Here is a 19,044-nt window from a genome sequence, read left to right on the forward strand (position 1 = left end):
CTCCGGGACCGACTTCAGGGCTTCCGCGTACACCGCTTCGATCTCCCCGGCGACGACCGGCCAGTCGTAGCGGTAGGCGCGTTCCCGGCCGGCCTCTCCCATCGCCTTCGCGCGCGCGGGATCGTCCAGAACCTGCGCCAGCGCCTCGGCGCATGCCGTGGGATCGCCGGGAGGAACGAGCAGCCCGTCGACGCCGTCGCGGAGCACGGCCGCGTAGCCGGGGATGTTCGAGGCGACCACGGGCCTCCCGGCGGCCATCCCTTCGAGAAGGACGATCCCGAAGCTCTCCCCACCGAGCGAAGGCACGCACACGACGGCCGCGAGGCCCATCGACTGGGCGAGTTCCCACGGCTCCACGCGGCCGACGAATGTGACGTGCTCGCGCAGGGCCTCGGGCACCGCCTCTTCGCACGCGCGCCGCTCCGATCCTTCCCCCACCATGATGAGCGCCGCTTCAGGGTGGCGATCCTTCAGCGCCGGGAAGGCGTCGATCAGTACGCGTGCGCCTTTCCTCGGCTCGAAGCGGCCTATGAAAAGGACCGTCGAGCCCGCGGGCTCCGGCAGCCCGGCGAATCGCGAGCAGTCCACCCCGTTCGGGATGACGCGCAGGTCGTTGCCGAGCGCCTCCTCGACGGTCCGGCGAGCCTCCTCGGACACGGCGATGCGGCCGGCGAGCCGCCGGTACAGGGGGCGCAGGGCCGGCGACGCGATCCGGTACGCCCTCGATCGTGGCGCGCTCGCGTGGAACGTCGCAACCACCGGCAGGCGAGTAGCCAGCAGCGCCGCCAGCCCGACGCTCGGCGCGAAGGGCTCGTGAACGTGGACAACGTCGGGCCGGTACCGGCGGATGACCACTCGTATCCGCATCGCGACCCGCGGTCCGAAGGCGAGGCGCGCGATCGATCCGTTGTAGGGGATCGGGACGCTGCGACCGACCGAGGTGACCCCCGGAGCATCGGCCGCGTCGGGCGCCACGATCCGAACCTCGTGGCCCCGGTCTCGAAGGGCGGCCGCCAGGCTGGCGACGTGCGCACCTACCCCGCCCGGCGTTGCCCACGAGTACGGGCAGACCACCAGCACCTTCACGGGAGAATTTTCAAGGCGTCAGGCCGACGCCCCGGCCGGCAGCCACATGGGCGAGAACGCGTGCCACTGCTCGGGTTCGCGGGCGATCAGCTGCTCGTACGCTTTCGCCATCCGTTGGGTCAGGAGCGCGACGTTCTCCGGCGTTTCACCGGTGACGCCGTCGTCGATCGGATCCATCACCCACGCGTGCCAGTTCCCGTCGGGAAGCTGATAGATGCATGCCGGGATCAAGGGGACGCCCGCTCGGAGCGCGAGCACCGCCGGCCCGGGCGGCATCTTGGTCGTGCGCCCGAACATCTTCACCTCGACGCCGGAGCCGGAGAGGTCGCGGTCCGACACGAGCGCTACGTATCCGCCCTCTTTGATCTTCTCCAGGCATCGTGCGGTGGCGTCGCCACCCCGGACGAGCGGGATGATCGTCATCCCGAGCCCGCGGCGGTGCTCGACGAACCGGTCGAACAACAACTTGGGGCGCAGCACTTCGACGACGACCGTCAGCGGCCACCGCTCTGCGACCCAGCGACCTCCGGTGTCCCAGTTTCCGAGGTGCGGCGTCGCGAGCACCCCACCCCGGCCCCGGGCGTGGATCTCCGCCAGCGTTTCCAGGCCCTCGCCGTGCAACCGCTCGGTGAGCTCTTCGCCGGACAAGTCCTGCAGCCGGAACGTCTCCATCCAGTAACGGCCGTAGCTGTTGAAGGCCTCGCGCACCGTCTGGTCCAGCTGCGGGCCCGAGCCGACGACGGGCTGGAGGTTCTCCCGTACGACCTCACGACGGCGCGTATTGCGCCGATACGAGCGTCCCGACGACCAGTCGAAGAGCTTCCGTGCGAGCCGTTCGGGGAGCGCGCGCGCCAACCGCCACACGAGGAGATACGCGACCCCGATGAGCTTCAGCCGCACGCCTTCGCGGCGCGTCTCGCCCGCCATCTCTACATGTTCCGTTCGGGGGCGCGCTCCGCGGCGGCCTGCCGGTGAACCATGAGGAGTCGCTGAACGACGGTTGCTGCGGCCAGGATCGCGAGCGCCCACATCGCCGGCTCGACGGCGCCGACGATCAGCAGCGCGGTGCCGTAGAGGATGGCTCGCTCGGGGCGTTCCGCCCATCCGCCTTCGCACCGGAAACCGAGGCTCTCGGCTCGAGCTTTCACATAGGAGACGAGGTACGAAAACACGAGCGCCGCAAGGACGACCCCGGCCAGGCGCGGCCGCTCGACGCGGAAGCGATACGCCAGCGCGATCAGCAGGGAAGCTTCGCCGAACCGGTCGGCGACCGAGTCGATCATCGCGCCCCACCGGCTCGCCGTCCCGCGACGCCTGGCGATCAGACCGTCGAAGAGGTCGAGGAAGGCCGAAGGGACGAAGAACGCGGCTCCGACGCCGAACTCGCCTTGCGCGACGAAGACGGCGGCGGCAAGCGTACCGACCAGGCCGAGCATCGTGATCCCGTTGGGGGTTATCGGCGTGGCGTCGATCACTCGGGCGAGTGGCTCGGCGATCTTCGCGACGGCTTGACGCGCGTTCGACAGCATCGGTGGCGTAAGCATAACCCTCGCGCGTCGTAACCCCAGGTCAGCGCGCGTGCGGCGCCTCGGTCGCGCCTGCCGTGGCTCGAAGCGGCGTGGCTATAATGGCGCCCCGCTCAACCGCTGTGCGTCCATCGGTGAACGAAAGGATCGGCCTGTGAAGACGTATCCCAGCGACCGGATCCGGAACGTCGTGCTCGTCGGCCACGGTGGAGCAGGCAAGACGTCGCTCACCGAGGCACTCCTCCATGTCGCCGGTGCCATCAATCGGCCGGGTCGGGTCGAGGACGGCAACACGGTGAGCGACTTCGACCCGTACGAGGTGACGAAGGGCATCTCGATCTCCCTTTCGCTCGCGCCCTTCGAGTGGAAGGACCACAAGATCAACCTGCTCGACGCGCCGGGCTACGCCGACTTCGTCGGCGATGCCGAAGCAGGCATCCGTGCCGCGGACGCCGCGATCATCGTCATCTCCGCGGTCGAAGGCCTCGAGGTCCAGGCCCGCGTCGCCTGGGATATCGCCGAGCACCTCGGTATCCCTCGCGCGTTCTTCATCAACAAGCTCGACCGTGAGCGCGCTTCCTTCCAGCGGACGATGGACGAGCTGACCGAGACCTTCGGCAACAAGGTCGCTCCCCTTCATCTGCCGATCGGCGAGGAGCACGACTTCCGCGGCGTGGTAGACCTCCTCGGGGATCGCGCCTTCACCTACGACGACGGCGCTCGCAGCGAGACGGCGATCCCCGACGACCTTTCGGCCAACGAAGCGTCTTTGCACGAGAAGCTCGTGGAGTCGGTGGTCGAGACCGACGACGCGTTGATGGAGCGCTACCTCGAAGGCGGCACGATCGACACCAAGGAGATCGTCGCGGCGCTGAGCAAAGCCATCGCGGCCGGCATCACGGTTCCGGTCTTGTGCGGGAGCGCGACGAAGGGCATCGGCGTCGACCTGCTCGCGGATTTCATCGTCGATGAGGTCCCGTCGCCCCTGGAGCGGCTCCCAGTCAAGGCGACGACAGGTGGCGCGGAGAGCGAGCTCCCGCCCGACGCGGAAGGCCCGCTGGCAGCTCTCGTTTTCAAGACCCTGTCCGATCCGTACGTCGGCAAGCTCACCTTCTTCCGCGTCTACTCGGGCACGTTCCGCCCCGATCAGACGGTCTTGAACGCCACCCGGGACGCGGAGGAGCGGGTCGGCCAGGTTCATACCCTGCGGGGCAAGCATCAGGAGACGGTCTCCGAGGTGCCGGCCGGCGATATCGGAGCGCTCGCCAAGCTTTCGCACACGATCACCGGCGACACCCTTGCGACGCGCGGCACACCCCTTGTGCTCCAAGGCGTGGAGTTCCCGGAACCGTTGCTCGCCGTCGCCATCGAGCCGAAGACCAAGGGCGACGAGGACAAGCTGTCGATCGCGTTACACAAGCTCGCCGACGAAGACCCGACCTTCCGTCACGAGCGGAACTCCCAGACGCACCAGACGCTGATCATGGGGATGGGCGAGGCTCATCTCGACGTCATCGTTCACCGGCTGGCGCGCCATCACGTCGAGGTGAACACGCTCCCACCCAAGGTCGCGTATCGCGAGACCATCAAGCGAACGGCCTCCGCTCAAGGTCGTCACGTCAAGCAATCGGGCGGTCGGGGCCAGTACGCGGTGTGCTCCCTGGAGCTGTCCCCCCTACCGCGTGGGGCCGGCTTCGAGTTCCAGAACGCGATCGTCGGCGGCGCGATCCCGGGCAACTTCATCCCGTCGGTCGAGAAAGGCGCGCGGAAGGCGCTCGAGGAGGGCGTGCTCGCCGGCTACCTATTCGTCGACGTCAAGGCGAGGCTCTTCGACGGCAAGTTCCACTCCGTCGACTCCTCGGATATCGCGTTCCAGCTCGCGGGAGGTCAGGCGTTCAAGGATGCCGCGCGCGAAGCTGGCGTCGTGCTGCTCGAGCCCATCATGGATCTCGACGTCATGACGCCGGACGATACGGTCGGCGACATCATGGGCGACCTGTCGTCGAAACGCGCGCGCATCGAAGGTTCGGAGCCCGTCGGACGCGGCTGGACGCACATCAAAGCGAAGGTCCCGCAAGGCGAGGTGCTCCGGTATTCGATCGACCTGAGGTCGAAGACCGGGGGCCGCGCGACCTTCCGGGTCGCTTTCTCTCACTACGAGGAGGCTCCGTCGCACGTGCAAGAGAAGGTCGTCGCCGAGGCGCAGAAGGCGAAAGAAGAAGCGCACAAATAGCGGCCTGCTGATTGCGGCAGCCCTGAGTTAGACCACGTTTCGCTTGGTGTCGTTCCCGTTGCGAGGGAGCGGCGCCACGAGACCGTTCCGAACGGCGAACGTGACCGCGGCGAGCTTCGAGTGCACGCCGAGCTTGGTGAGCACGTTCTGGATATGCGTGCGCGCAGTGCTGTAGGCCACGCCCATCTCGCGAGCGATCGCGACGGTGCTCTGCCCCTGCACGAGCCGGGTCAACACCTCGCGTTCCCTCGGGGTCATGAAACGCAACTGCTGACCCTGGGTCGGCTCCGTGCTGCGAGGCGTGGTAACCGGGAGATCCTCCATGCGCTCACGCGCGAGCGCCGTGATCGTGGCGAGGATCCGATCGACGTCTTCCGACTTCAGGAGATACGCGCCGGCGCCTGCGCTCAGAGCCTTCGCGATGAGGTCCGGCTCACCCGACGCGCTCAATACCGCAACCTTGGTCGTGGGGGACGCCTCCACGACCCGCCGGATGCCGTCGATCCCGGCGTCCCCAGCGCCCGCGAAGCTCATGTCCATCACGCACACATCGACCTGCTCGGTCCGGACGACCTCGACGGCCTCCTCCGGGGTCAACGAAACGCCCACGATCTCGTGGCCGTTCGCCCGGAGCAAGGCCGCAAGGGTTTCGACCAAGAGACGGTGGTCGTCGCAGAGGAGGATCCTCACGGACGGCTCCTTGGAAGTTGGGTCGATCCCGTGCGAGCTGCCGGGAGCCGAAGACGGGCGAGCGTACCGCCGAGGTGGCTCTCGAGAAAGCTCAGATCGCCGCCGTGGCTGCCGGCAAGCCACTCGACGATCCCGAGGCCGAGGCCCGCGATGCCTACGGGCCCGGAGCCGAACCCCGGACCCGAGTCGTTCACGTCGAACTGCACCCACGAATCGTACGTGCCCACGGTGACCAGGACGGTTCCGGTCGCCCCGGCTGCACGGATCGCATTATCCAGGAGGTTTCCCAAAGCGCGCCGGAGCACCGAGGCATCGGCCACGACGATCGTCCCGGCCTCGGCAACGACGGTGATCGTACCGGGCGTTGAAGCGCGGACGGACTCAACGACCTTCGCGGTGCAGTCCCCGGCGTCGAGTGGGCGGAAGGTCATCCCCTCGCCCGCCGCCTGACCGACGATCGTGGAGATGTGGCGAGCTTCGGATCCGATCTGCTCGAGCCGACCGCGGATCTCGTCGGGGAGGTCGCTGTGCGCCTCGGCCGCCGCGACGAGCGCGAGTATGGCCGCTGCAGGCTGGCGAAGGTCGTGACAGACGTCTTGGAGGGAACTGTTGGCGCGGCGGTGGGGCTTCATCGAAACCCGGCCATGCGTCTTCGAAGCCAACTGCACGACTCCCCCGGCGCCCACGCGGACGCAGCCCCCCAGCTACGTAATCTGAATGACGACACTACCACCTGTGGTCAATTGCCGCAAAGAGTTGCAAGTCCTATCTGAACCGGTCCAAAATCCCAAAATCCTGCTTCCCCTGGTCGATAAGGAAATGAGACCCTCGTGAATGGAGTTCGATCCGATCCGCTCGCTCCGCTTCCGCCGCCCCGGCGCTTTCGGCCGGGTTCCTTCGCGTGGCGTAGACCCTTTCCCCCATTCGCAGGTCGCCCACGAGCCGTTATCGTTGGAAGGTACGTATGGTGAAAGTCCTGCGCGTCCTCATCGTCGACGATCATCGAGTCTTCGCCGAAGCGATAGCCTCGCGCCTCCAGGCAGAGGCCGATCTGAGCGTCGTCGGCCAGGCGAACACGGCTGCCCAAGCGCTCGACGCCGTTGAAACGCTCGATCCCGACGTCGTTCTCATGGACGTCGAGCTGGGGGGGGACGACGGCATCGATCTTGCATCGCGCCTGCGGGCCGCCTATCCCGCGCTGGCGATCATCGTCGTGAGCTTCCTGACCGATCCCGTCAGGGTCGGCGAGGCCGTCCGGGCCGGAGCCGCGGGCTGGGTCACGAAGGACGCGCCGACCGAAGAGCTACTCGGCGCGATCAGAGGCGTCGCCGCCGGCGAGAGCTGGATCCCTCCACGCCTCCTAACCGGCGTGTTGCGCGACCTTTTGACGACCCGCCGCATCGTCGACGAGGACGAAGAGCGCCTCGGCCGGCTCACGCCACGCGAGCGCAGCGTCCTGGACATGATGGCCGACGGGTTGGACCGGTCGGCCATCGCGGAGCGGATGTTCCTCTCGACGAACACGGTCCGCACACATGTCCAGAACATCTTCGCCAAGCTTCACGTGCGGTCCAGCCTCGAGGCGGTCGCGCTCGCGCTCCGCGTCCGCTCCACCCGGCCCGTTGCGGCTGCCGGACGCGGCCCGCAACTCGCTCAGTAAGCGCCCTATACATCCCGTTGGGACGAAAAGCGTAGGCAAGTTCATCATGCGGGTTGAGGGGATCGTCTGTCCCGGTTTGTACGCTCGGTGCTGCTACCAGCGCGTTCCGAGAAGAAGCGGGGCTCCTGCGGGGGGTACGGATCAAGTTGTTCGCTTCGCGATTCCTCCAACAGCGTAGGCGTCCGCTCCGGAGGTCACTCTTTGTGACTCCGGCGCTCGACGCGGCCGCCCTGATCGGCGCGTTCGCATTGGCCCACTCCCTCGACGCGATCGGCTGGATCACGATCGTGGTCGCGTTCTCTCTCCTGCGCCTGCACGGCGGCCACGGACGCCGCCTCGATCCGGCCGTCAGCGACGAGCTTCCGATGCTCGTCGCCGCCGTTTGCGCCGCGGGCATCGGCGGCGCAGCAGCCGAAGGGTTCGGCGAAGGGGCCGGCCGCCTCGCGCAGTCGGCAGCCATCGCGGCGGGGCTCGTGGTCGCCGCGCGTGCGATCGGCTACGAGGTCGTCCGGCTACTCCGACGACGGGGCTCCGGACTCGAACCGACGATCGTTCTCGGCGGAGGTCCCGTTGCAGCGGAGATCGCCGAGACGCTCCAGGGGAGCCCCGAGTACGGGTTGCGCCCGGTGGGCTTCGTCGACGAGCGCAACGGTCGCGATCTTCCGCTTCCTTTCCTCGGCTCGATCGGCGAGCTGCCCCACATCGTCGACGGTCACGCAGCGACGCGATTGGTCGTTGCGTTCGGCCCCGGCAAGGAAGAAGACCTGATCGATGTGCTTCGCACCTGGGACGAGATGCCGCTCGACATCTACGTCGTCCCGCGATTGTTCGAGCTCGGCGTCGGCACCGACGGGAACGCCGACGATGTCAACGGGATCCCCCTCGTGAAGCTCCATCGCGTGGCGACCCGCGGAGCGACGTGGCGCCTCAAGCGGGTTGTCGACGCCACGGTCGCCGCGACCGCCCTTTTTGTCGCGGCGCCTCTGTTCCTCATCCTCGCGGCGATGGTTCGGTTGAGCAGCTCCGGGCCGGTCTTCTTCCGCCAGAAGCGCGTCGGCCATCGCGGCCGCGTCATCGAGATCCTCAAGTTCCGCACGATGCTCGTCAACGACGATGCGGACACGACGTGGTCGGTGAACGGCGACGCGAGGAAAACGTCGATCGGCCGTCTGCTTCGGGCGACCCACTTGGACGAGCTTCCCCAGCTGATCAGCGTCCTCAAGGGCGACATGTCTCTCGTCGGGCCCCGCCCCGAGCGACCGTACTACGTGGATCTGTTCGCGGCGGAGATCCCCCGCTACAAGGACCGTCATCGCGTTCCCGTCGGCCTGACGGGCTGGGCGCAGATCCACGGGCTCAACGGGGACACGTCGATCCAGGACAGAGCCCGGTTCGACAACCGCTACATCGAGCGCTGGTCGCTCTGGCGCGACCTGGTGATCCTGAGCAGGACCGGGAAGGCAATCTTTACGGGTGTCGCGACGGCGCTCCGTGCCGATAAGTCGGCGCAGATGGTCGACCTCAGCGCGCAAGTCATCGACCTCACCGACACCGAGTCCTCGGCAACCCTCGCCAACATGAACGGCCGCGCGAACGGATCGATGAACGGATCGACGACCGGCAACGGACATCCGGACGTGGCCACCGCCCGCATCCATCTGGATCCCATCACGAGAAACGGCCACACGAAAGAGCCGGCGCCGGATGGGACGAACTAGCAACGTAGGAGGAATCCCGTGACCCAGACCAAGGTATTCGTAACCGGCGTGAGCGGGTTCATCGGCTCCTATCTCGCGGAGCGGCTGCTCGATGACGGGTTCCACGTCGGTGGGCTGCTTCGCCAGACGAACCGTCTCAACTACCCGGGCGTCCAGCGCCTGATGGGTCGCGTCGACATGCACTACGGCAGCGTGACGGACTACCACAGCGTCGCGCAGGCTCTCCGCGAGTTCCGCCCCGACATCATCTGTCATCTCGGCGCGGTGACACCGGTCGCGTACTCGTTCGCGCACCCGCACGAGGTCACCGACACGAACTACATGGGGGTGATCAACCTTTCCGAGGCGGCATTGAAGATCCTGCCCGACCTCAAGCGCATGATCTTCGCGTCGAGCATGGAGGTCTACGGCCACCAGGCTCCGGACGGCCCGTTCGAGGAGACGCTCGACCCGCACCCGGCCTGCCCGTATGCGGTCGCGAAGTTCGCCTCCGAGAAGTATCTCCAATACATGAAGTACGCGTACAACTTCCCGGCCGTGATGCTTCGTCAGACGAACTGCTTCGGCCGGAGAGAGAACGACTACTTCATCGTCGAGCGGATCCTCACCCAGATGCTTAAGGGCGACACGGTGAACCTCGGCGAGAAGGATCCCGTCCGGAACTTCATCTTCATCACCGACCTCCTCGACCTCTACGTCGAGCTCATCAACTCCGCTGCGGACGACAAGCTGCACGGCGAGGTCTACAACACCGGTCCAGACAACGGCCTGACGATCGGCGAGCTCGCCGACAACATCGCCGGCCAGCTCGACTGGAAGGGCCGGATCAACTGGAACACCATCCCGAAGCGGCCCGGCGAGATCTTCTACCTGAACTCGAGCCACGAGAAGGTTTCGAAGGCGACCGGCTGGGAGCCGAAGGTCTCGCTCGACGACGGCATCGCGCGGACGATCCAGATCTGGCGGGATAACCTCAAGGGATGAGCTCAAGCCGTTCGTCGCCGGGTGAGCCGGCGACGGGTTCGGCCCCGGACGTCACCTCTCCAGATCCGATCGAGCGGATCGCGTACCTGCTCGGTCCTTCCGACGGCACCGGCGTCTTCGCGCCCGCCGGCGACCGCTGGCGTCTGCCCGCCCGGGATACGCCCCGCGCGATCGTCTGGGGGCGCTCGCCGCTCCCGTCGGGGACCCGGCGGGCGTCCGCGCTGCGTGCGGTCTTCGCTCGGGAGCGCGCACTCGGAGCTGCCCGGCGTGGACGCGGCGCGCGGGTGCATCGGATCCCTCCGCAGACCCTGGGCGGCAGTGGGGGCCGGAACGCGCTTCGATCGATGCTGCTCGGCGGTGCGGTGGTCGAGCTTCCCCTCGCCGGTCCCCGGCCTCGCGTGCTCGACGCGGCCGTCCACGTGGCGGGGGTGCGCCTGTCCGAGGGGCCACTCCACCTCTCCTCGAGCGGCTCGATCCTTGCTCGCGTTCGCGCCGGCGACGGAGCGGCCGTGCTGCGGGTGGGCGTCGCGGGGGCTCCCGGGGATCCGGCCCGCGGCGCCGCCGCGCTGGCGCACCTGTCGCCGCACAACATCCCCGTCCCCCGCCTGCTGGCCACGGGCGAAGCAGCCGGCGCTTCGTGGTCGCTCGAGACGGCGCTGCCGGGACGCCGGCCCGGTGGCGGATCCGCGCAGGTTTCCCGTGACGCGGCCGCCCTCTGCGCAGCTTTGCCGCCGGGGAACGGCCCGCCGGCCGCCCCACGCAGGGATCTCGAGGCGCTGGCGGCGCTCCTGCCCGAGCGCGCGGACGCGCTGCGAGCGCTCGCCCATTCGCTGCGCGGCACGCTCCGAGCACTCCCGTCGGTGCTGCGGCACGGCGACCTGTGGGTCGGCAACCTGCTCGTCGACGGAGGACGGCTGAGCGGCGTCGTCGACTGGGACGCGTGGGATCCCGGAGCCGTTCCCGGTGCCGATCTCCTGCATCTGCACGCGACCGGACGACGCATCGCGGAACGCTGCGAGCTGGGGGAGATCTGGGAGAGCCACCCGTGGCGGGACGAGGCCTACCGGTCGCTGCTCGACGGCGCGTCGGCGACGATCCCCGGCGACGTTCTCGCGATCGCCTGGTGGGCCGGCGAGCTGCGTGGGACCGTGTCCCGGCACCCGTCGCGAGCCGCCGACGAACGGTGGCTCGCGATCAACGTGGACGGGGTTCTGCGGACGCTTCGCCCCTGACGTCCTCCACCCGCCGCGGCTCTCCCGCCCCGAGTACCGCTGCCAGCAGCCGTCGCGCGAGCTCCTCCTCCGGAAGCGAGGCGTCGAGCACGGCGACATCCGGCATCGCCGCGAGCTCCGCCGCGTATCCCTCGAGCTGGCGCTGCACCGCCGCCGGGCCGATCGCGTCTCCGGGCTTGCGAGCCACCGCCAGCTCGGCGGCCGCGTCGAGGTAGAAGCATGCGGCCGCCGGCGGCATCCGGCGACGCACGAACCGACGGTGCCGCCGAAGGTCGACGCCACGGTACGCGAAGGAGAGCGTGACGAGCGCGTCGAGCAGGTGCCGGTCGTAGACGACCACACCTTCGGCTGCTCGCACGCGGCGGCGGACGTCGCGGACGAACGACGACGTCACCAGCGCGGCCCAGGTCCACCCCAAGAGCCCGCGCCGGGAACGCAGCGTGCTATCCGGCTCGGCCGCGACCCGGAGAACGCCGGGCTCCGCGTCCTCGCGCAGCACGCGTTTCGCCGACCGCGCGATCGGCTCCAGCCATGCGATGCGCATCCCCGGCCGCGTCCAGACCGTCGACGCCGGGATCCCCAAGCGCCCGAGGTCGCGCAGCAAGAGCCGCGCGAGCGTCGACTTCCCCGATCCGTCGACGCCGCTCAGCGCGATCCCGATGGTGGGCGGGCGCCGGCGCAGCAGCCGCCTCGCCGTCCGCCGCGCGGTCGACCCGGCGAGCCGGACCGGGGGCCGCCGGGCGTTGCCCGTGTGGCGCTCGGCGAGCAGATCACCTCCGAGCGACGCTTCCGCGTCGGCGGCCGCCGCGATCACGGGGTCGGCGGGAAGCTGCATGCCGCGGCGTACCAGCTCGCGGAGCTCGAGCACCTCGCGCAGGCGCACCTCGCGGCGCCGACGGCAGCGCTCGACGATGCCCTGCACTGGATCCGCCGGGGCCGCTGCCGCATGAAGGTCTGCGGTCCCCAGCACCTCTCCCCGCTCGATGACCGCCCACCGGCCGCTCCCGGGGCTTCCGACGGCCGTCAGGAGGCGGTCCAACGGCATCCAGCCGAGCCCCTCCAGCCGCCCCGGCTCCGGCTCGCCGATCAGGTGCAGGTCCACGTCGCTCGACCAGCCCGCCCCCAGCGGCGAGGTGCGGACCCCGTCGGGCGCGATCAGATCTGCGAGCGCTTTCTCGGCGGCTGCGGCCGCGCGCTCACGGCGGCGCATCGTGTCCTCGTCGGGGATCCCGTTGGCCCTGTGCTCCGGCGTCGGGAGCCGCGCGATCAGCTCCTCGTCGGTCACCGGCGCCCTCGCATCACGTATCGCAGCCGCAGTAAAGCGGGCCCGGGATCGCGGAGCGACGCGACGCTGTGCGCGCTCCCGCGCCTGGGGCCCAGCGCGCGCACGGCGGCCGCCGGACCGAGCCGCCGGCCGCGCACGAGGCTGCGGAGCGCGCGCAGATCGCCCTCGATCCACCGGTAGCTCACCCCGGCGCGCGCGCGGACGGACGGGACGCTCTCGCCCCGCCTGAGGTCGCACAGGATCGCCGGCAGGTTCGCGCCGGCCGCGACCGCGAGCGGCAGCGAGCCGTACACGCGCGGGTTGAGATCGAGTAGGAACTCGCCGGCGAACTGAGCCTGGAAGATCCCCTCGTACCCGTCGAGCAACCCCACGAGGCGTTCCTCGATCGCGGGGTCGGGCTCGGCGGTCACGGCCGCGGATGCCGTTCCGCAATCGACCGGCCAGGTTCGCAGGTACCGCTGGTGGACGGCGCCGACGAGCCGGCCGTCCCAGATCACGCCGCCGACGGCCCACACCGGGGCGTCGATGAACGGCTGGACCAGGAAGGGACCGGGTACGGCCGCCGCTCCCGCGAGCTCGGCGGCACCCGACACCTTGCGCGCCGGGACGCGCGAGATCGGAAGCTTCACGACGACCGGGTAGGTCAGCCGGCCGGCCGACGCGATGAGGTCCTCGGCGGTTTCGTGGATGTGCGTCTCGGGCATGGGGATCCCGGCACGCTTCGCGGCTTCGATGAGCCGCGCCTTATCGAGGAGATGGCCGACGGGCTCGCCCAGCGCGAGCAGCGATGTGTCGCTCGACGGGAAGATCGCATGCGCGCCGATCTCGCGGGCCGCGCGGCCGACCGAGTCGGCGAATCCCGGCGCGGAAACCGGCCCGACCTCGAACGTCCGCACGCAGGCGCGGGACGCGGCGGCGAGCGACCATCGGCCGGATCGTGCGACGGCCGGGCGGTACCCGGCGGTCGCGAGCGCGCGCACGGCCGCGAGCGCCGAGCGGCCGTGGCCGTCACCGTCGTCGGTGACCACCACGTCGGCGGCCTCGACCCGTCGTTCGGCCTCGACGCGACTCACGCGCGCTCCCTCTGAACGGCGGCCGTCTCGGTCGTGATCTCTCGATAGAGCCGTTCGTGCATGCGAGCGACCGAACTCCAGTCGTGCCCGGACTCGACGAACGCGCGCGCCGCAGCGCCCAGCCTGCCGGCGAGGTCGTCGTCGTCGAGCACCTGCACGAGCGCATCCGCGAAGTCTTCCTCGGTGGACGCTTCGATCAGATGCACGCCCGGCGTCGCACCGATGCCGCGAGCGGCGAGTGGGGAGACGACGCACGGCAAGCCGGACGCCATCGCCTCGAGCACCTTGGTCTTCGCCCCGGTGGCGCTGCGCATCGGACACGCGAACACACGGCTCCCCGCGAGCCACGGACGGATGTCGGGGACGGACCCGGTGACCTCGACGCCGGGACCGGCGAGTGCTCGCACGTCGGGCGAGGGATCGCGACCGACGATCGCGACGTGCGCGTCGGCGCGCGCCGCCTTCACCCGCGGCAGGACCGACCGGACGAGGAACTCGACCGCGGTTACGTTCGGCGCGTAGTCCATCACGCCGTGGAACACGATGCGCCGGTCGTCTCGCTTCTCGTCGGGGCGTCCGGCGAATGATCCGACGTGGATCCCGAGCGGCATGACGACCACGCGGAGGCGAGGATCCATGGCGGTCAGCGTCGCGCGGTCCTCCTCGCTCGACACGGTCACGCGTGTGAAGCGGTGCCAGTCGGTTCGTTCGTAGCGCTTCCAGCGACGCACCTCGCCTCGCAGCAGCATCGCCTTGATGCCCGAGGCGCGTTCCGCTCTCGCCTCGACGTTGTGGTGCGCGGCGTCGAATGCCCCCAGGACCGACGGCACGTCGAGGAGCATGCCCCCGAGCGCGGCCACGCGGCCCGAGGACAGGTGGACGACGTCGGGGCGGAAGCTCGCCAGCTCTTCGGCGAGCGCGGGACGCAACGCGTCGGCGTAGGCGTCCACCCGGAGCGGCCTGCGCATCGCCAGCGCGCGCGCGAGCCTCGCCGCGTCCGTGATCGTCCCGGCCGGCCGCCAGTCGACCAGCCGCGTCCCCTCGGGGGCGGGATCGTTCTGACCGGGAACCCGCAGTGCGAGCACCCGTACGTCGTTCGCGTCGCGCAGACGCTCCACGAGCGACTCGACGGCGATCCGGAAGCCGGTGGCCGGCGGCAGCAGCGCCTCTTCCGCGCAGACGAGGATCCGCATCGACTAACCCTCTCCCCCGCCGAGCAACCGGCGAACGCCCGCGGTGTCTCGAAGGTCGATGCCGCGGCGCAGCAGCGCGAGGTAGTGGCCGCCCTCGAGGCGCTCCTTCGGCAAGCGCGTCGCCTCCTTGAGCGCGCGATGCATCCACGACGTATGGAACAGCGGCTCGATCAGCTCGGTCGGAACGCCGACGCGATCGCGATACCGACCGATCGCATCCGCGACCATCCGGTTGATCGGGGTCGGCGCGAACAGGATGGTCTCGATGGCACGCATGATGTTCGTCTCTCCGCCGGTCCGACCGGCGGCGACGGCGAAGCTGCGCGCCAGGTGGAACACGTCCCACAGCGGGACGCCGCGGTGCTCCGCGGCCTCCCAATCCAGGAACGCGACGGTCCCGTCCTCGGCGACGAGGAGGTTCCAGACGCCGGGGTCGCCGTGCTGGAGGACCGACGGGAAGCTCGACGCCGAATCCTCTATGACGCGGATCTGCGCCTCGAGCATCGATCGGTAGGCCGCCCCCACGGGGTACAGGCCGAGGAACCGGTCGAGGATGTCGCCGAGATGCGCGGCGAGCTCGGCTCCGGACGCGGGGGTCGCCGTCGCGGCGCCGAGGTCGACGAGCCATCCGAACGCGCGAGCGGCATGGGGACAGTCGGCCGTAGCTCGGGTCGCCGCCGTGAACGGCCTCCCGTCGACGGCCGTGAGCCCGAGCACGGCGCGCCCGGCTTCCACGCCGGAGAACGCGACGCGCGGGATCGTGGACGGATCGACGACGCGAGCGGCGCGGAGATGATCCAGCGCCCCCCGCTCGATCTCGAGGCGTCCGTTGAGATCGGGATCGCGGGTCGCTTTGACGACCAGCTTCGGCTCGGCGGATCCGGGCTCGAAGAGGAAGAACGAGATCTTGTTCGACCGATACCGTCCCGGCGCCGACATCGCCCAGTCCCACGCGTCGATGTCGATGCCGGCACCGGCGGCGATGCGTCGCAGGTACGCGGGCGGCCCTGAAGCGCCGACAACGAGCCTGCGCTCGCGGAGCGCGCGCAGCCACGGCCCGCCGACTTCGCGCGAGCGGCCGAACGCACGGATCACCACCGAGCCGGACCACAGGCCGCGCCGCTCCAGTGCGCGCCGCGCGTTGGGAGAGGATTCCGGGACGGCGGCGGTGATCTCGCCGACGGCCGGCCGCAAGGCGATCCGCGTGGCGTTCGTGGCGCCGTGGCCGCGCCGAGGAGCGCCGGACTCCTCCACGACGACGGTCGCGTCACCTGCGAGCGCTCCATCGAACGAGCGAGCCTCGGAACGGGCGACCACGACGAGGTCGAAGCGTCCTTGGGGGATCTCTCCGACGATCTGCGCGGCGGAGCCGGCCAGGATCACCCGGGCACGGCGCGCTTCGCGTCCCGTCCGGCAGCGAACCGTCACGGCACCGGCGGCGCGGGCGAGTGCCGCCAGGACCGGCTTGCCCGGAACCCCGAGGACGAGCACGCTGCCGAACTCCTGCCGGGGAAGCAGCGCCAGCCAGGCGGCCCCGGACGCGCCGTCGAGACGGTTGCTCCCGGCGACGAAGGTTCCCGCGCGCGTCGTGTCCAGCATCACTTGCCCCCGCCCCCGACCATCATCCGAACCAGCCGGTAGCGCATCAGTTCCGGGAACGTGTCGTCAACGCGCAGCGACCCCCGGCCGACGGCCAGGACGGCGAGCGAGCCCAGCCCCGCGAACAGGAGCCCCGCGAGCAGCGGCGGATCCAGCGCATACTGGAGGAGGATGAGCGCCGCCGCCGTGAGCACGATCGTCAGGTAGAGGTTCCGGTGCTTGCGCTCGAACAGCGATACCCCCGTCGCCAGCCCGAGCGCTCCCTGCTTGAGCAGGTTGTGCACGACGAGCGTCGCCGCCGTTCCGACGGCCGCCCCGACCGGCCCGTACGCGCGGATGAGCACGACGTTGAGCACGAGGTTGACCACCAGCGCGATCGCATTGATCGCGACGACCGCCCGGAGCTTCCCGACGACCTTGAGCATGAGGCCGTTGAACCCAAGCACGACGTTGAAGTAGTAGCCGAAGGACAGCAGCGACATGATGATCGCCGAGTCGGCGTACCGCACGCCGTACATCGTCTCGGTGACGGGTCGCGCCAGCGCGAACGTCACGGCGAACATCGGGAACGCCAGGACGGCCATCCACACCGCGGTTTGCCAGTACAGGTGGCCCATCTCCTTCGTGCTGCGTCGCGCGAACATGCGTGCGGCGACGGTGGTGAACAGCAACGCGAAGCTGGTCAGGACGAGCTGGTTCAGCCGCGCGGCCGGCTGGACGACGCGGAAGGCGGCGATATCCTCGGCGCCTCGCCATCGGGCGAGCATGATCGCGTCCGAGGTCGTCATCACCGAATAGAGGAGGTCGGAGGTGAGAAGCGGGATCGTGAACGAGAGGACCTCACGGGCGGGGATCTCGAGGTGCGTCTGGAAGAACCGCTTCATGATCCCCGACCGGCGGAGCATGCGGAACAGTACCCAAACGTAGAGCAAGGTCCCGGCGATGCCGGCCGCCACGTAACCGGCGGCGAGCGCGCGCGGCGTGCTGTTGGACCACACGAGCGCACCGACCGCCATCAGCTTGAGGCCGGGCTCGAGAAGATACTTCCGGAAGAAGATCGCCGTCGGCTTTGAGAAGACGGCGAACACTCCGGTCGCCACGGTGTCGATCGCCTGGAGCGGCGCCAGGACGATCATGATCGACAGGAGGCCGACGGCCTCCGCGTCCCCGAGCAACGCTCCCCCGGAGAAGGCGCGGAGCCCGAGCGTGATCACGATGAGCGCGAGCCCGAGCGAAAGAACGGTGCCACCGACGAGCACGAGCGTGCCGAGCATCTTGCCCGGCTTCCCTTCCTCGTCGTAGATCGGCAAGAACCGGGTGATCGCGCGGTCGAGGCCGGCGGTGACGATGGCCTCGCCGAGCGCGACGAGCGACAGGGCGTACGCGAAAGCGCCGAACTGCTCCTTCGACAGATAGCGAACGATGATCACCTGGATCACGACGTTGACGGCGGTAGAGATGATCCGGCCGAAAAGCAGCAGGCTCGAGCCGCGGATCTGGGAGGCGGTCGCCTCCGAGGAGAGGTCGCCGGTTACCGGGAGGGACGCGTCCCCCGCTGTGGCCGAGATCGTGTCCACGTCACGACCTCGCCGCGAGGGCGGCCCAGATCCGCGCCGACGCGGCTCGGGCAACGTCCTCGGGTCGACGGGTCGCGTCGAGCACGGCCGCGCGAGGCGATGCCTGGGCGACGGCGAGGTAGTGACGCCGATCGCGCTCGAGCCGCTCCAGGTCGTGCTCCCCCTTGCGTCGGAGCAGCTCCTCGGCCGGTGCGTCCAGAACCAGGATCAGGTCCGGGCGCGGCAGTGCCCCGGCGAGCACGCGGCGACGGATCCGGTCCTTGCGGCCGGCCCTCGTGGTGGTGGGGAGCGCGGCGTCGTCGGTGTACCGATCGAACACGACGACCCGGCCGCGGGCTCGGTGGTACGCAGCCCGCGCGTATCGGGTCCATTGGAGGCCGACCCGCGCTCCAAGTCCGATGCCCGGCGGGAGCTTGCGCCGCGGGTCCTTGTAGAGCCCCATGTAGATCGGCCGGACCGGGATCGGGAAGCCTCGCACAAGGAGATCGACGATCGTGGACTTGCCGGCGCCGTCGGGAGCAAGCATCGCCACGGTGACGCCCGGGCGACCGAGCGGCGGGAGTCGCCACCCCACCCGGCGGGCGATCGAGCGAGCGATACCGTTCCGGGACGGCGCCGACACCTGCGCAGTCACCCACGCAGCCGCCTCCTCCCAGCGCTCGGCCTGGACGGCGTCGATGATCGCGGCGGCGTCCGTGATCCCACCGGTCATGGGCACGTCGCGAGCGGCCGGCGCGAGCCGCCGGAGCGCGACTCGGTGCCGCTCCTCGACCGCCGGCTTGTCGAGCAACGCGTGCATCAGCAGTGCCCAGAACTCATCCGCCGGCGCGAGGCGGTAGAGCGAACCCTCTCGCCTCCTGCGCTCCAACGCCCCGTCGAGCGCAGGGAAGCGGGCACCGGCGTCCCGGCCGAACCGAAGCTCGTCGACGAGATCGAGCTTGGTCCAGCCGTCCTCGCCGGCACGAAGGAAGAACCGGTGAGGGTCGTAGCCCCAGGCGCGGTGCTCGATGAACCCGATCGACTCGAGCGCCCCGGCCGCGCGCCCTATGCCGGACGGCCCCACGAGGAGATCCACGTCTCCGTCCGGATCGTCGAGCCGGTCCGCGCCGCGCAGCAGGCACCACGCGACCTCCGCTGCGTCGAGCGCATCGAACGCCTCAAGCAAGGACCCGGGGACGATCACCTCGT

General features: G+C 69.7%; 16 protein-coding genes. 5 read left to right on the top strand and 11 right to left on the bottom strand.

What is annotated here, in order from left to right:
* The 3 genes from WEB06_01830 to WEB06_01840 all read right to left on the bottom strand — a co-directional run.
* Positions 1-1,086: glycosyltransferase family 4 protein (locus WEB06_01830; GenBank protein MEX2554353.1), on the bottom strand; the 1,086-nt coding region annotated here is incomplete at its 3' end.
* Positions 1,087-1,104: 18 nt separating this feature from the next.
* Positions 1,105-2,013, bottom strand: a complete 909-nt coding sequence (locus WEB06_01835; protein ID MEX2554354.1) for a phosphatidylinositol mannoside acyltransferase — start codon at positions 2,011-2,013, stop codon at positions 1,105-1,107.
* A gap of 2 nt (positions 2,014-2,015) precedes the next feature.
* Positions 2,016-2,615 (bottom strand): CDP-alcohol phosphatidyltransferase family protein, encoded by a 600-nt coding sequence (locus WEB06_01840; GenBank protein ID MEX2554355.1) that lies wholly within the window; start codon positions 2,613-2,615, stop codon positions 2,016-2,018.
* Positions 2,616-2,766: 151 nt separating this feature from the next.
* Between WEB06_01840 and fusA the strand changes: the two genes are divergently transcribed.
* Positions 2,767-4,845 carry an elongation factor G gene (gene fusA, locus WEB06_01845; GenBank protein ID MEX2554356.1) on the top strand — a complete coding sequence of 693 codons (2,079 nt, stop codon included), beginning with the start codon at positions 2,767-2,769 and terminating at the stop codon, positions 4,843-4,845.
* Between the two features lie 27 nt (positions 4,846-4,872).
* Here the strand turns inward: fusA and WEB06_01850 are convergent, their stop codons facing one another.
* Together WEB06_01850 and WEB06_01855 are read right to left on the bottom strand one after the other, a co-directional pair.
* Complete coding sequence (locus tag WEB06_01850; GenBank protein ID MEX2554357.1) at positions 4,873-5,535, bottom strand: response regulator transcription factor; 663 nt, start codon at positions 5,533-5,535, stop codon at positions 4,873-4,875.
* Positions 5,532-6,167 (bottom strand): HAMP domain-containing sensor histidine kinase, encoded by a 636-nt coding sequence (locus WEB06_01855; protein ID MEX2554358.1) that lies wholly within the window; start codon positions 6,165-6,167, stop codon positions 5,532-5,534. Before WEB06_01855 ends, WEB06_01850 begins: the two co-directional genes overlap by 4 nt.
* 335 nt (positions 6,168-6,502) lie before the next feature.
* On the opposite strand from WEB06_01855, the gene WEB06_01860 reads away from it, so the two are divergent.
* The 4 genes from WEB06_01860 to WEB06_01875 all read left to right on the top strand — a co-directional run bounded on the left by WEB06_01860 (position 6,503) and on the right by WEB06_01875 (position 11,129).
* Positions 6,503-7,195 carry a response regulator transcription factor gene (locus tag WEB06_01860; GenBank protein ID MEX2554359.1) on the top strand — a complete coding sequence of 231 codons (693 nt, stop codon included), beginning with the start codon at positions 6,503-6,505 and terminating at the stop codon, positions 7,193-7,195.
* Between the two features lie 203 nt (positions 7,196-7,398).
* Entirely contained in the window at positions 7,399-8,913 is a 1,515-nt protein-coding gene (locus WEB06_01865) for an exopolysaccharide biosynthesis polyprenyl glycosylphosphotransferase (protein ID MEX2554360.1), read from the top strand.
* Positions 8,914-8,931: 18 nt separating this feature from the next.
* A complete protein-coding gene (locus tag WEB06_01870) occupies positions 8,932-9,897 on the top strand; it encodes an NAD(P)-dependent oxidoreductase (GenBank protein MEX2554361.1) in 966 nt (321 codons plus the stop codon).
* Complete coding sequence (locus WEB06_01875; protein ID MEX2554362.1) at positions 9,894-11,129, top strand: phosphotransferase; 1,236 nt, start codon at positions 9,894-9,896, stop codon at positions 11,127-11,129. Before WEB06_01870 ends, WEB06_01875 begins: the two co-directional genes overlap by 4 nt.
* Here WEB06_01875 and WEB06_01880 read toward each other — a convergent pair.
* Genes WEB06_01880 through WEB06_01905 form a run of 6 tightly spaced genes read right to left on the bottom strand, consistent with a single transcriptional unit; the run spans position 11,092 to position 19,039 of the window.
* Entirely contained in the window at positions 11,092-12,414 is a 1,323-nt protein-coding gene (locus WEB06_01880) for a hypothetical protein (GenBank protein ID MEX2554363.1), read from the bottom strand. The genes WEB06_01875 and WEB06_01880 overlap by 38 nt on opposite strands.
* Entirely contained in the window at positions 12,411-13,487 is a 1,077-nt protein-coding gene (locus tag WEB06_01885) for a hypothetical protein (protein ID MEX2554364.1), read from the bottom strand. The genes WEB06_01880 and WEB06_01885 overlap by 4 nt, the downstream gene beginning before the upstream one ends.
* Positions 13,484-14,680, bottom strand: coding sequence for a glycosyltransferase (locus WEB06_01890; protein MEX2554365.1), 1,197 nt, complete (start codon positions 14,678-14,680; stop codon positions 13,484-13,486). The genes WEB06_01885 and WEB06_01890 overlap by 4 nt, the downstream gene beginning before the upstream one ends.
* Before the next feature lie 3 nt (positions 14,681-14,683).
* Positions 14,684-16,279 carry a phosphotransferase gene (locus WEB06_01895; protein MEX2554366.1) on the bottom strand — a complete coding sequence of 532 codons (1,596 nt, stop codon included), beginning with the start codon at positions 16,277-16,279 and terminating at the stop codon, positions 14,684-14,686.
* Complete coding sequence (locus tag WEB06_01900; protein ID MEX2554367.1) at positions 16,279-17,856, bottom strand: flippase; 1,578 nt, start codon at positions 17,854-17,856, stop codon at positions 16,279-16,281. The genes WEB06_01895 and WEB06_01900 overlap by 1 nt, the downstream gene beginning before the upstream one ends.
* A gap of 1 nt (position 17,857) precedes the next feature.
* Positions 17,858-19,039 (bottom strand): hypothetical protein, encoded by a 1,182-nt coding sequence (locus WEB06_01905; GenBank protein MEX2554368.1) that lies wholly within the window; start codon positions 19,037-19,039, stop codon positions 17,858-17,860.
* Positions 19,040-19,044: the final 5 nt, after the last annotated feature.

It is taken from the genome of Actinomycetota bacterium (assembly GCA_040905475.1).
Taxonomy (GTDB): Bacteria; Actinomycetota; AC-67; order AC-67; family AC-67; genus DATFGK01.